The sequence below is a fragment of the Flintibacter sp. SJQ-8 genome (assembly GCF_054108085.1).
In genome coordinates this window covers 1-13,383 of record NZ_JBPJWR010000008.1, presented here as the reverse complement: position 1 = coordinate 13,383, position 13,383 = coordinate 1, and the positions used below count along the sequence as shown (strand labels likewise).

General features: G+C 61.9%; 12 protein-coding genes, 1 pseudogene and 1 other annotated feature. Of the genes and pseudogenes, 4 read left to right on the top strand and 9 right to left on the bottom strand.

Features of this window, described 5'->3' with window-relative positions; translation table 11 throughout:
- Window position 1 precedes the first annotated feature (1 nt).
- The 9 genes from rplV to glf form a co-directional block, all read right to left on the bottom strand.
- Window positions 2-334 (bottom strand): 50S ribosomal protein L22, encoded by a 333-nt coding sequence (gene rplV / locus ACSAMP_RS04820; RefSeq protein WP_147563675.1) that lies wholly within the window; start codon window positions 332-334, stop codon window positions 2-4.
- Between the two features lie 14 nt (window positions 335-348).
- Window positions 349-621, bottom strand: a complete 273-nt coding sequence (gene rpsS, locus ACSAMP_RS04815; RefSeq protein ID WP_118641848.1) for a 30S ribosomal protein S19 — start codon at window positions 619-621, stop codon at window positions 349-351.
- 14 nt (window positions 622-635) lie between these two features.
- Window positions 636-1,469, bottom strand: coding sequence for a 50S ribosomal protein L2 (gene rplB / locus ACSAMP_RS04810; RefSeq protein WP_441796782.1), 834 nt, complete (start codon window positions 1,467-1,469; stop codon window positions 636-638).
- 14 nt (window positions 1,470-1,483) lie between these two features.
- Window positions 1,484-1,783, bottom strand: a complete 300-nt coding sequence (rplW, locus tag ACSAMP_RS04805; protein WP_147563673.1) for a 50S ribosomal protein L23 — start codon at window positions 1,781-1,783, stop codon at window positions 1,484-1,486.
- A complete protein-coding gene (gene rplD / locus ACSAMP_RS04800) occupies window positions 1,783-2,403 on the bottom strand; it encodes a 50S ribosomal protein L4 (RefSeq protein ID WP_441796783.1) in 621 nt (206 codons plus the stop codon). Before rplD ends, rplW begins: the two co-directional genes overlap by 1 nt.
- A 19-nt stretch (window positions 2,404-2,422) precedes the next feature.
- Entirely contained in the window at window positions 2,423-3,151 is a 729-nt protein-coding gene (rplC, locus tag ACSAMP_RS04795) for a 50S ribosomal protein L3 (protein WP_457799714.1), read from the bottom strand.
- Between the two features lie 282 nt (window positions 3,152-3,433).
- Entirely contained in the window at window positions 3,434-3,748 is a 315-nt protein-coding gene (gene rpsJ / locus ACSAMP_RS04790) for a 30S ribosomal protein S10 (protein ID WP_008982635.1), read from the bottom strand.
- A 454-nt stretch (window positions 3,749-4,202) separates the two neighbouring features.
- Window positions 4,203-5,231: a glycosyltransferase gene (locus tag ACSAMP_RS04785; protein ID WP_457799713.1), complete on the bottom strand. Its 1,029-nt coding sequence runs from the start codon at window positions 5,229-5,231 to the stop codon at window positions 4,203-4,205.
- 120 nt (window positions 5,232-5,351) lie between these two features.
- Window positions 5,352-6,515, bottom strand: a complete 1,164-nt coding sequence (gene glf, locus ACSAMP_RS04780) for a UDP-galactopyranose mutase (RefSeq protein ID WP_457799712.1) — start codon at window positions 6,513-6,515, stop codon at window positions 5,352-5,354.
- Window positions 6,516-6,721: 206 nt separating this feature from the next.
- Window positions 6,722-6,951 (top strand) — a binding site (T-box leader).
- A 249-nt stretch (window positions 6,952-7,200) separates the two neighbouring features.
- On the opposite strand from glf, the gene ileS reads away from it, so the two are divergent.
- The 4 genes and pseudogenes from ileS to ACSAMP_RS04760 form a co-directional block, all read left to right on the top strand.
- Window positions 7,201-9,972 (top strand): isoleucine--tRNA ligase, encoded by a 2,772-nt coding sequence (gene ileS, locus ACSAMP_RS04775; protein WP_457799711.1) that lies wholly within the window; start codon window positions 7,201-7,203, stop codon window positions 9,970-9,972.
- A gap of 269 nt (window positions 9,973-10,241) precedes the next feature.
- Entirely contained in the window at window positions 10,242-11,324 is a 1,083-nt protein-coding gene (locus ACSAMP_RS04770; protein WP_457799710.1) for an iron-containing alcohol dehydrogenase family protein, read from the top strand.
- A gap of 319 nt (window positions 11,325-11,643) precedes the next feature.
- Complete coding sequence (gene rpsO / locus ACSAMP_RS04765) at window positions 11,644-11,910, top strand: 30S ribosomal protein S15 (protein WP_441796790.1); 267 nt, start codon at window positions 11,644-11,646, stop codon at window positions 11,908-11,910.
- A 187-nt stretch (window positions 11,911-12,097) separates the two neighbouring features.
- A pseudogene (locus tag ACSAMP_RS04760) lies at window positions 12,098-13,383 on the top strand (hypothetical protein); the annotation flags it as partial.

Sequence of the window (13,383 nt, the reverse complement as noted above, 5' to 3'; positions counted from 1 at the left end):
CTTAGCGCTCGCTCACGGCGATGGTGACATGAGAAGTGCGCTTGTTGATGCGGTACGCACGACCCTGGGCCCGGGGCATGATGCGCTTGATGATGGGGCCGGGGTTGGCGTAGCAGGTGCTGACATACAGCTTCTCAGGGTCCATCTGGTGGTTGTTCTCCGCGTTGGCGGCGGCGCTCTTCAGCAGCTTGAGCACGGGCTCAGAGGCGGCCTTGGGGGTCTGCAGCAGGATGGCGGTAGCAGTACCCACATCCTTGCCCCGGATCAGGTCCAGGACGATCTTCACCTTACGGGGAGAGATCCGCAGATACTTCAGATTTGCAACAGCTTCCATCGTCTCTCTCCTCCTTACTTACCGGTCTTGCTGCCCGCGTGACCCTTAAAGGTGCGGGTGGGCACGAACTCGCCCAGCTTGTGACCGACCATGTCCTCGGTGACATAGACGGGCACGTGCTTGCGGCCATCGTGCACAGCAAAGGTGTGTCCAACGAAGGAGGGGAAGATGGTGGAGGCGCGGCTCCAGGTCTTCAGGACCTTCTTCTCGTTCTTGGCGTTCATTTCATCGACCCGCTTCAGCAGCTCGGGGGCGCAAAAGGGGCCTTTCTTAATGCTTCTGCTCATCTTTTACTGCCTCCTTACTTGGCGTTGCGGCGCTTGACGATGAACTTATCGGTGCGGTTCTTCGTCTTGCGGGTCTTGTAACCCAGGGCGGGCTTGCCCCAGGGGGTGACAGGGCCGGGACGGCCGACAGGGCTCTTGCCCTCGCCGCCGCCGTGGGGGTGGTCATTGGGGTTCATGACGGAGCCACGCACGGTGGGACGCCAGCCCATGTGACGCTTGCGGCCAGCCTTACCCAGCTGGATGTTGGCCCAGTCGGTGTTGCCGACCTGGCCGATGGTGGCCTTGCAGTTCTCACGGATATAACGGACCTCGCCGGAAGGCAGACGGACCTGAGCCATGCCGTTCTCCTTGGCCATCAGCTGAGCGGCCACGCCGGCGGCGCGGACCAGCTGAGCGCCCTTACCGGGGTACAGCTCGATGTTGTGGATCATCTCGCCCACAGGAATGTTGGCGATGGGCAGGCAGTTGCCGGGCAGGATGTCGGCGTCGGCGCCGGTCATGATGATGTGACCGGCCTTCAGGCCGTTGGGGGCCAGGATATAGCGGCGCTCGCCGTCCTCATACTCGATCAGGGCGATGTTGGCGGAGCGGTTGGGGTCATACTGCAGATTGACCACAGTGGCCTTGCCGTCCTTGTCGCGCTTGAAGTCGATGACGCGGTACTTCTGCCGGTTGCCGCCGCCGTGGTGGCGGACGGTGATGCGGCCATAGCTGTTGCGGCCGGCGTGCTTCTTCAGCACCTCAGTCAGGCTGCGCTCGGGCTTGGCCTTCTTGTCGATCCCCTCGAAGGCGGACACAGTCATGTGACGGCGGGAGGGGGTTGTGGGCTTATAAGTCTTAATAGCCATTTCTCAATTCCTCCTTACACCATACCCTCGAAGAACTCGATGGTCTTGGAATCGGCGGTCAGGGTGACCATAGCCTTCTTCCAGTTGGCACGGCGGCCAGCGGGGCGGTTGCCCATGCGCTTGGCCTTGCCCTGCATGTTCAGGGTGTTCACCTTGGCGACCTTTACGCCGAAGATCTCCTCGATGGCCTTGGCGATCTCGATCTTGTTGGCGGTCTTGGCCACCTCGAAGGTGTAGCGCTTCATCTCAGTCTGCTCCATGGACTGCTCGGTGATGATGGGGCGCTTGATGATATCATAAGCAGTGGTAGCCATTACGCATACACCTCCTCGATGATCGCCAGAGCGGCCTTGTCGATGACCAGCTGCTTGGCGTTGACAATGTCATAGACGCTGAGGATCTTGGCGGTGGTGGTGACCACGCCGGGGATGTTCCGGGTGGACTTGACCACAACGTCGTTCACCTCAGGGGTGATGACAACAGCCTTGGTGACGCCGGCGGCGTCCAGGAACTGCTTGACGGGCTTGGTCTTGATGGCGTCCAGCTTCAGCTCGTCCACCACCACGATGGCGCCCTCGGCAGCCTTAGCAGACAGAGCGGACTTCAGCGCCAGGCGCTTCACCTTCTTATTCAGGGTGTAGCTGTAGTCGCGGGGCTTGGGGGCAAACACGATGCCGCCGTGGGTCCACTGGGGAGCACGGGTAGAGCCCTGACGGGCGTGACCGGTGCCCTTCTGACGCCAGGGCTTCTTGCCGCCGCCGGAAACCTCGGCGCGGGTCAGAGCACTCTGAGTGCCCTGACGGCAGTTGGCCAGGTGGTTCTTGACCACCTCGTGGACCACGACCTGGTTGGGCTCGATCCCGAACACAGCCTCGGAGAGCTCGATCTCGCCGACCTGCTGACCGGCCATGTTGAACACGTTCGCTTTAGGCATGACTCAATCTCTCCTTTCCTTACTTGTTGCGGGCGGAAGCCTTCTGCGGGTTGACGCGGGCAGAGGCCTTCTGCGGGTTGTTGCTGATGCCGGCGGCACCCTTCTTCTCGGCGTTGTGCTTGACGGTGTTCTTCACGAAGACCACGCCGCCCTTGGGGCCGGGGATGGCGCCGCGCACGGCGATGAGGCCCAGCTCGGTGTCCACCTTGACCACGTCCAGGTTCAGGACGGTGACCTGCTCGTTGCCCATCTGGCCGGCGCCGATCTTGCCCTTGAAGATGCGGGCGGGGTCAGTGCCGGAACCCATGGAACCGGCGTGACGGTGAACAGGACCAGTACCGTGGGTCTCCTTCAGGCGGCTGGCACCGTGGCGCTTGATAACGCCCTGGTAGCCGTGGCCCTTGCTGATGCCGGTCACGTCCACGAAGTCGCCGGCGGCGAACACGTCAGCGTTCAGCTTGTCGCCGACCTCGTACTTGCTGCAATCCTCCAGAGGGAACTCCTTGAGCACCTTCTGGAACTCCTCGATGCCGGCCTTCTTCTGGTGGCCCAGCTCGGGCTTGGTGAGCTTGCGCTCGGGGACGGTCTCATAACCCAGCTGAATGGCGTCGTAGCCATCCTTCTCGGCGGTCTTCTTCTGCACCACGGTGCAGGGGCCGGCCTTGATCAGGGTGACGGGCACCACATGGCCGGCTTCATCGAAGATCTGGGTCATGCCGATCTTTTTGCCGATGATCGCTTTCTGCATTTGGATTTCCTCCTTGAAAGGTTATTGGTCGGTCGAGTTGGCCGTCTCTTCCCATTGGGCTGGGAGGGAGCCATTGCTCGGACGACTTGACCCGCCCATCTCAAAAACGCGATGGGCAGCGGGTTCAACGAATTTGTTACACGGACGCTGCCGTGTGCCACTTTGGAAAATCTCCTCTTCCGAATCATTCAGATTTTTTCGCCAGACAAGGCGCGCCGTCGCAGACAGTACCGTGTGTACGGCAAGGCGGCGCAACGCCGTATGGCGGAAAAAGATGAGTGATTACAGCTTGATCTCGATCTCCACGCCGGCCGGCAGCTCCAGGGACATCAGAGCCTCCACAGTCTTGGGGGAGGGCTTCACAACGTCGATGAGGCGCTTGTGGGTGCGGCGCTCAAACTGCTCGCGGCTGTCCTTGTACTTGTGGACGGCACGCAGGATGGTGACGACTTCCTTCTTGGTGGGCAGGGGAATGGGGCCGGAGACGGTGGCGCCGGTGCGCTTGGCGGTCTCCACGATCTTCTCAGCGCTCTGGTCGATGAGCTGGTGATCATAGGCCTTCAGGCGAATGCGGATCATTTCTTTCTGAGCTGCCATTTGGATGTTTCCTCCTTAAATCATACGAAGTTGACTTTGTGTCTTGCTGTCGCGCTCCGTACGGTGAGAGCTGCGTCCACGTTACCGTGCGTATCACTCCCGGGCACGAAAAAACCGGCGCATAGCAGGCCGGTCCTCTCCCTGCCGGGGCGATATACGCCGTGGCACGGATCTCTCAGCCGCCCGATCATACGGACATACTCCGCGGAAGTTACCTCATCTCTGAGCAATCTCCCGCATCATCGCAGACTGTGCCCTTACAGGCACCTCGTTATGATACAACAACATCCCCGTGTGTGTCAAGCACATTTTTTCAAAAAGCCAACATTTCTCCCCGAATCAGCGCTTTGCTCCCTATGTCCCGGGAAATTCGGCCGGCCTTTGGCGAAAAGTGCTGCGCTCCTCGCAATGACGGCGCAAAGTAGGGGCCGCTGTCCCCAGCGGCCCCCTGTACTCAGTTAAACTTATAGATCTTTCTCGCCAGGCGGTACAGCCCCACGGACAGTCTCCGGCCCTGATAGCCGGGGAAGGCGGTGAAGGCGGACACGGCCCGGTATTTCATCTTGTGGTACAGGCCGGAGTCCACCGTGCGCAGATACTCCCACAGCTGGGTGCGCTTGCCCAGAGACTCGGGGGTGTTCTCAATGACCAAAAAGATGGAGGAGATGGCCATCATCATGGCCAGATAGCTCATCATATACCGACCCAGTTTGTTGTGCTCGGCACAGACCTTGCGCAGGTCGTGGGAGCGGATCATGTGATAGGTGACCCGCAGCTGCTGGTCCACCCGGGTGACCATCACCTTCTCGTTCACCGACTGGTCGGCCCGGCCGATGAAATAGCGGTACAGGTCCACATCCAGATAATAGATGTTCTTCACATAGGGCAGGGGCTGATAGACAAAGATGTTGTCTACATAGAAGGTATGTTTGGGCAGTTCTAAGTCGCAGTCCCGCAGCAGCTGGGTGCGATAGATGACCGAGTGCATCAGCAGATACTGGGATGGACGGAAGCGCCCGATCTGGTCCCAGCCGAACACCTTGTTTCTGGGGAACACGTTGCGATAGTCCATCACCCGCTGGGTGTTGTCCTCCACATGCTCATAGACATAGTTGCACACCATCATGTCCACCAGCCTGTCGTCCCGGACGAACTGGCGCAGCTTGTCCAGGGCCTTGTGCAGGGAGGGCACATCCACCCAGTCGTCAGAGTCCACTACCTTATAGTAAATGCCCCGGGCGTTGCGGATGCCCTGGTTCACGCCCTCGCCGTGGCCGCCGTTCTCCTGGTGGATGGCCCGGACGATGTCGGGGTACTGCTCCTGATACCGGTCGCAGATGGCCGGGGTCTCGTCTTTGGTGGAGCCGTCGTCCACCAGAATGATCTCAATGTCGTCGCCCCCCTGGAGCAGGGTGTCCACGCAGTGCTCCATATAGGCCGCCGAGTTGTAACAGGGGACGGCAAAGGTGATCAGCTTATCCATGTCGTTCTCTCCTCAAATTTTTTCGGACGCCGCGCCCCCATTGGGCGCTTATGGAATCCCTCAGTCATCGCCTGCGGCGATGCCAGCCCCCTTTCACAAGGGGGCCAAAGTGGAAAAATTTCAAAGCCGCTCCGCCAGGTCCAGGGCCCGGGCGGCGATGGCGTCCATGTTGTAATACTGGTATTCCGCCAGGCGGCCCAGCAGGTGCAGGTTGCCAAAGCGCTCCGCCAGACCGCGGTACTGCTCATACAGGGCCCGGTTGGCCGGGTTGATGATGGCGTAATAGGGGATCTCCCCCAGAATGCCGCCATAGGCCTTGGAGTATTCCTTCACGATGGTGGTCTTGTCGGGCAGGACCTGACCGGTGAGGTGCTTGAATTCCGTGATGCGGGTATACTCCCGGTCCACGGTGTAGTTCACCGTGCCATAGCCCTGAAAATCGTCCTGGTCCAATGTCTCGAACTGGAAATTCAGCGTCCGATAGGGCAGGGGGCCGAAGCGGAACTTAAACAGCTCGTCGGCCTGGCCGGTGTAGATCACCTGACCGGCAAAGGGCTCTCCGTCCACCTTCAGCGCGTCTCCGGACACGTCCAGCCGCTCCAGGGCGTCGCAGCCCAGCTCCACGGTGATGTTGGGGTGGGCCAGCATCCGCTCGAACATGGGGGTATAGCCCTCCAGGGGCATACCCTGATAGGCGTCCTGGAAATACCGGTCGTCCCGGGACAGGAACACGGGCACCCGGGCGGTGGTGGCCGGGTCGATGTCCTCCGGCTTCTGGCCCCACTGCTTCATGGTGTAGTGGACGAAGACGTGCTCATAGACATAGTCGGCCAGGGCGGAGATCTCCGGGTCGGCGTTCTGCCGCAGCTCCAGAATGGTCACTTTCTTCTCCGGGCCATAGGCCGCGATGAGCTTGTCCCCCAGGCGCTTGCCCTCTTCAAGGCCGAAGGCCGTCTCCAGAGAGGTCAGGTTAAAGGGCACGGGATAGGTCATCCGCCCGCCCTTGTCGTCGGGGATGTTGGCGATGACCCGGTGGCGATAGTCCCGCCACTGGGTGAAGCGGGACAGCCAGTCGAACACCCGCTTGTCGTTGGTGTGGAAGATGTGGGGGCCATACTGGTGGATCAGGACGCCCGCCTGGTCGGGCCGGTCATAGGCGTTGCCCGCCACGTGGTCCCGGCGCTCCAGCACCAGCACCCGGCGGCCCTTCTCCGCCAGCGCCCGGGCCGTGACCGCTCCGGCATAGCCCGCGCCCACCACCAGCGCGTCAAATGTCTGTTTCAATCTTGTCTGCCGCCTTTCCGCGCCGGAACTGCATCCCGGCGGTGATCTGCATTTATGCATTAGGTTTAAGTGGAGCCTAGTATATCACACTTTTGTGAAAAAAGGAATTAAATTTCCTTGAAGATTGTGGAGATATTCCCCCGGCACCCTCCACTTTTTCCTTGACATTCCCCCGGGATGCGGATAAGATAATAGGGCAAATACCGACATATGCGCGGATGAGGACAAGTAACCCCTCCCGCTCCCGAACAGAGAGCCGCCGTTTGGTGCAAGGCGGACGGGAGCCAAGGGGCGAAGATCACCTCGGAGCAGAGGGCTGAAGATCTCAGTAAGCCCCTCCGGCAGCCCCCGTTACCGGGCAAACCTTGAGTGGCCGTCTGACTTCAGGCGGCAATAAGAGTGGTACCGCAGAGGAGTTTACGCCTTTGTCTCTTACATCGTAGGAGACAGGGGCGTTTTTTGTTGCCGCGTCTGCCGTCGGCGGGCGGACACAGAGGTCCGCCCCTACAAACAGCCTACGTGACACGCCGTAGGGGCCGACCTCCGTGTCGGCCCGTCGATGACCGCCGCACCCCCGTGGTCCCCCTCATCCGTCACGGCTTCGCCGCGCCACCTTCTCCCCTGCGGGGCGAAGGCTTATTTACGTGCATCATAACCTTATATTATATAAACAAGGAGAACGGACATGGATTACAACAAGACCATCAACCTGCCCAAGACCGACTTCCCCATGCGGGCCGGTCTGCCCAACCGGGAGCCTGGGATGCTCCAGCGCTGGAACGACATGGACCTCTATCACGAGCTGCTGAAGAAGAACGAGGGCAAGCCCCGCTTCGCCCTGCACGACGGCCCCCCCTTCTCCAACGGCAGCCTGCACATGGGTCACGCCCTGAACAAGTCCATCAAGGACTTCATCACCCGCTCCTATGCCATGCGGGGCTACTACACCCCCTATATCCCCGGCTGGGACAACCACGGCATGCCCATCGAGAGCGCCATCATCAAGCAGAACAAGCTCAACCGCAAGGCCATGTCCGTGCCCGAGTTCCGCACCGCCTGCCACGAGTTCGCCCAGCACTATATCGACGTGCAGATGGAGGGCTTCAAGCGCATCGGCGTTCTGGGCGACTGGGAGCACCCCTATAAGACCATGGACCCCGGCTTCGAGGCCGAGGAGGTCAAGGTCTTCGGCAAGATGTACGCCAAGGGCTATATCTACAAGGGCCTGAAGCCCGTGTACTGGTGCTATCACGACGAGACCGCCCTGGCCGAGGCGGAGATCGAGTATCAGGACGACCCCTGCACCACCGTGTATGTGAAGTTCCCCATGCACGATGATCAGGGCAAGCTGAGCCACCTGGACAAGAGCAAGCTGAACTTCGTCATCTGGACCACCACCATCTGGACCCTGCCCGGCAACCTGGCCATCGCCCTCCACCCCAGCGAGAGCTATGCCGTCGTGAAGAACAGCGAAAACGGCGAGATGTATATCATGGCCGAGGCCCTGGTGGAGAAGGTGATGCAGGTGGCCGGCATCGCCGACTACTCCATCGTGGAGACCCACGAGGGCGCCTTCTTCGAGAACATGCTGGCCGACCACCCCTTCCTGCCCAAGACTTCCCGCCTGGTGCTGGCCGACTATGTCACCATGGACTCCGGCACCGGCTGCGTCCACACCGCCCCCGGCTTCGGCGCGGACGACTATCAGACCTGCCGCCGCTATAACATGGACATGGTGGTCCCCGTGGATGACCGCGGCCGCCACACCGACTACGCCGGAAAATACGCCGGTCTGCGGGTGGAGGAGTCCAACCCCATCATCCTGGCCGACATGAAGGAGTCCGGTGCCCTGCTGGCCAGCGAGGAGATCGTCCACAGCTATCCCCACTGCTGGCGCTGCAAACACCCCATCATCTTCCGGGCCACCCCCCAGTGGTTCTGCTCCGTGGACTCCTTCAAGGACGAGGCCTGCGCCGCCTGCGATGACGTGCGCTGGGTCCCCGGCTGGGGCATTGACCGGATGAAGAGCATGATCCGGGAGCGGGCCGACTGGTGCATTTCCCGTCAGCGCCGCTGGGGCCTGCCCATCCCCGTGTTCTACTGCGCCGACTGCGGCAAGCCCATCTGCAACGACGAGACCATCGCCGCCGTCAGCAAGCTCTTCGGTGAGAAGGGCTCCAACGCCTGGTACGAGATGGAGGCCGCCGATATCCTGCCCCAGGGCTTCACCTGCCCCCACTGCGGCAAGAGCACCGGCTTCACCAAGGAGGAGGACACCCTGGACGGCTGGTTCGACTCCGGCTCCACCCACTTCGCCTCCATGAAGAAGGACCAGGGCTTCTGGCCCGCCACCATGTATCTGGAGGGCCTGGACCAGTATCGCGGCTGGTTCCAGTCCAGCCTGCTCACCGCTGTGGGCGCTTTCGGCCAGGGCGCGCCCTTTAAGGAGTGCGTCACCCACGGCTGGACCGTGGACGGCGAGGGCCGTGCCATGCACAAGTCCCTGGGCAACGGCGTGGACCCCGCCGACATCTTCAAGAAGTACGGCGCGGACCTGCTGCGCCTGTGGGCCGGTTCCGCCGACTACCACGTGGACGTGCGCTGCTCCGACGCCATCTTCAAGCAGCTCAGCCAGAACTATCTGAAGTTCCGCAACACCGCCCGCTACTGCCTGGGCAACCTGGCCGGGTTCGACCCCGACCATCTGGTGGCCCCCCAGGATATGCTGGAGCTGGACCGCTGGGCCGTCACCAAGCTCAACGAGCTGACGCAGCAGTGCTTCGCCGCCTATGACAACTACGAGTTCCATGTGGTCTCCCACGCCGTCAACGACTTCTGCGTGGTGGAGCTGTCCAGCTTCTATCTGGACATCATCAAGGACCGCCTGTACTGCGAGGAGACCGACGGCCTGGCCCGCCGCTCCGCCCAGACCGCCCTGTGGCTCATCCTGGACACCATCACCAAGCTGTTCGCCCCCATCCTGGCCTTCACCTGCGACGAGATCTGGCAGGCCATGCCCCACAAGACCGGCGACGACGCCCGGAACGTGGTCCTGAACGAGATGAACCAGCCCTTCGCCGACTATGCCCTGGACGAGGCCGCCATGGCCAAGTGGGACAAGATCATCTCCGTCCGCACCGCCGTGAACGCCGCCCTGGAGAGCGCCCGGAACGAGAAGAAGATCGGCAAGAGCCTGGAGGCCCAGGTCTCCGTCACCGTCCCCGCCGAGGACGCCTTCCTGGCCGAGATGAACGCCGACGAGCTGGCCGACCTGTTCATCGTCTCCCAGGCCGCCCTCACCGTGGGCAGCGAGCTGTCCGTCTCCGTCTCCCCCGCCCAGGGTGAGAAGTGCCAGCGCTGCTGGAAGCACCACCCCCTGGTGGGCTCCGACGCCAAGCACCCCGCCCTGTGCCCCCGCTGCGCCAAGGTGGTCGCCGCCCTGAACATCGAGGAGTAAGCCCCCAACTTTATACAGACTCCAGCCGCCGCCCGTTCTGTCCGGGCGGCGGCTTTTTCTATGCAAACTCCACAACGGCCCCCAAATAATTTCATACTCTATTTCACTAGTGCGCGGATATACAGAACCTGTTTTTTCTGGTATACTAAGACCACCTTTCGGAAAAGGGTAATTTGTGCAAATCTTTTCTCCCGGCGTGTCTTCGTTCCCCGCCGTTGGCGGGGAACACAAGGCCTGATCGGGGGAAGCATATTAAGGAGTGTGTCAAAATGGAAAACTACACTGTCCTCGTCCCTCCCTACACGGTGGGGCCCGAGGCGTACCGGAGCATCCCGGAGTATTGCCGGGTCTATGGGACCACCGCGGTGGTCATCGGCGGGAAAAAGGCCATGGCCGCCGCCCACGATAAGCTGCTTGCCGCAGTGGACGGCAGCGAGATCGCCATCTCCGGGTTCTTCCATTTTGGCACAGAGTGTACCTTTTCCGCCGCCCATGCCCTGGAGACAGAGCCAGCCATCCAAAACGCGGACATGATCTTCGCCGTGGGCGGGGGCAAGGCGGTGGACACCGCCAAGCTGGTGGCCCTGGACCTGAACAAGCCCTTCTTCACCTTCCCCACCATCGCCTCCAACTGCGCGGCCTCCTCCGCCCTGGCCATCGTCTATAACGAGGACGGCAGCTTCTGCGACTTTGTCCACTTCCTCCAGTCGGCCAAGCACGTCTTTCTGGACACGGATATCATGGCCCAGGCCCCCATCCGCTTCCTGTGGGCGGGCATCGGCGACACCTATGCCAAGTTCTATGAGGTCAGCATCTCCGCCCGTGGAGAGCAGCTGGAGCAGTTCAGGGCCGCAGGGGTCACCCTGTGCCGCATGTGTCTGGACACCATGCGGGAGCACGGGGCCAGCGCGCTGGAGGCCAACCGGGCCGGGCAGTCCACCTATGACCTGGAGCAGGTGGTGCTGACCATCGTCATCACCACGGGCTGGGTGTCCATGCTGGTGGCCCGGGATCACACCATGGACTATAACGGCGGCGTGGCCCACGCCTTTTACTATGGCCTGTGCAGCCTGCCCGGCTTTGCCGACGACGAAAAGCGGCTCCACGGCGTGGTGGTGGCCCTGGGGGTGCTCATGCTCCTGCTGGTGGACGGCAGAGAGGGGGAGTGCCGCCAGCTCCAGGACTTCAACCGCACGGTGAACCTGCCCACCTGTCTTCAGGACGTGGACATCACCGTGGACGACGTCCGCCGCGCCGCCCCCGAGATCCTCCGGGACGCCGATCTGGAGCACTACCCCTATCAGGTGACAGAAGACATGCTGGTCCGGGCCGCGGAGAAATTGGCGAGCTGACCCTCTCCGCCCCCTTCGGGGGCACCTCCCCCACAGGGGGAGGCAAGGGGCACAGTTCCAAAGGTACGGTCTTGGCTCCCCCTGTGGGGGAGCTGGCACGGCGTAGCCGTGACTGAGAGGGCCTCCCCCGGAATTTCCACGAAAATGTGTTTTTTCCCTTTACAGCCGGGCAGAATTATGATATAGTAGCCCAGCATGATAATTGCGTTTTCATGCCCACCCTCCTCGTTGCGGGACACGGCCCGGGCTACAGTCCGGGGCTTCACCCACCTGCTACGCGGAAGATCGGGCAAACAAACATGAAAGGTGGAAATTTCCCATGATCCGTAAGGACGAAAAGACGGCCGTTATCCTGGCCAACCGCACCCACGAGAACGACACTGGCTCCCCCGAGGTCCAGATCGCCATCCTGTCCGCCCGCATTGCCGAGCTGACCGAGCACCTGAAGGTGCACATCCACGACAACCACAGCCGCCGCGGCCTGTACAAGATGATCGGTAAGCGCCGCAAGCTGCTGGATTATCTGATGGCCAAGGACATCGAGCGTTACCGCGCCATCATCGCCAAGCTGGGCATCCGTAAGTAAGTTTTGTGTCTCATAGGGCAGCGCGCCTATCGTGCTGCCCTATGTTCACATCCTGCGCCATTTTACCACCGCCGGAGCGACCCGCTTTTTTAGCAGTTGGACCTGGGCCGCGGCCTTTGCCGCGACGTGGCTCCAAGTGCTAAAGGGTCGGCGCGCTCCGGTGGACCACAGGAAAAGGAGTGTTTTTATGTCGACTATTATCAAGCACAAGCAGTTCCCCAAGAACAAGAAGTGGACCATGGACCTGTGCGGCCGTCCCCTGACCATCGAGGTGGGCAAGGTGGCCGAGCTGGCCAACGCCGCCGCCATGGTCACCTATGGCGAGACCACCGTGATGGTGGCCGTCACCGTGGCCCCCCGTCCCCGTGACGGCGTGGATTTCTTCCCCCTGTCCGTGGACTTTGAGGAGAAGCTGTACGCCGTGGGCCGCATCCCCGGCTCCTTCATGCGCCGTGAGGGCCGCCCCTCTCTGCCCGCCGTGCTGGCCAGCCGCCTGATCGACCGGCCCATGCGCCCCCTGTTCCCCTATGACTTCCGCAACGACGTGTGCATCACCTGCACCGTGATGAGCGTGGACTACGACTGCTCTCCCGAGGTGGCCGCCATGATCGGCGCTTCCGCCTGCGTCAGCTATTCCGAGATCCCCTTCGCCGGCCCCATCGGCTGCCTGGAGGTGGGCTATGTGGACGGCCAGATCGTCCTGAACCCCAACCAGGAGCAGCGCAAGACCTCCCGCATGGATGTCACCGTGGCCGCCACCCGGGAGAAGGTGGTCATGATCGAGGCCGGTGCCGACGAGATCCCCGACGAGATCATGTACGCCGGCATCGTGAAGGCCCACGAGGAGATCCGCAAGCAGATCGACCTCATCGACCAGATCGTCGCCGAGATCGGCAAGCCCAAGATGGAGTACGAGCACGCCCAGTTCAATCAGGAGCTGTTCGACAAGATCACCACCGAGTTCATGGACGAGGCCAAGGCCGCCATGGACACCGACGACAAGAACGTGCGCGAGGAGCGCTGGAACGCCATGATCGACCACTGGCACGAGAAGTATCTGGAGGAGTATCCCGATATGGATCAGTACCTGGAGGAGTTCACCTATAAGTTCCAGAAGAAGATCGTCAAGGCCTGGCTGCTGGAGGGCCACCGCGTGGATGGCCGCGCCAAGAACGAGATCCGTCCTCTGGCCGCCGAGGTCGGGCGCATGCTGCCCCGCGTCCACGGCTCCGGCCTGTTCACCCGCGGCCAGACCCAGGTCCCTGTCCGTGGCCACCCTGAACACCCTGTCCGCCGCCCAGAAGCTGGACACCATCTGAGGAAGAGGACGGGAGGCGCTGTCCGCACCACTACGACTTCCCCCCCTACTCCGTGGGCGAGGCCGAGGCTCCCCGTTCCACCAACCGTCGTGGTACAGCCACGGCACTCTGGCCGAGCGCGCTCTGGTGCCCGTGCTGCCCAGCGTGGACGAGT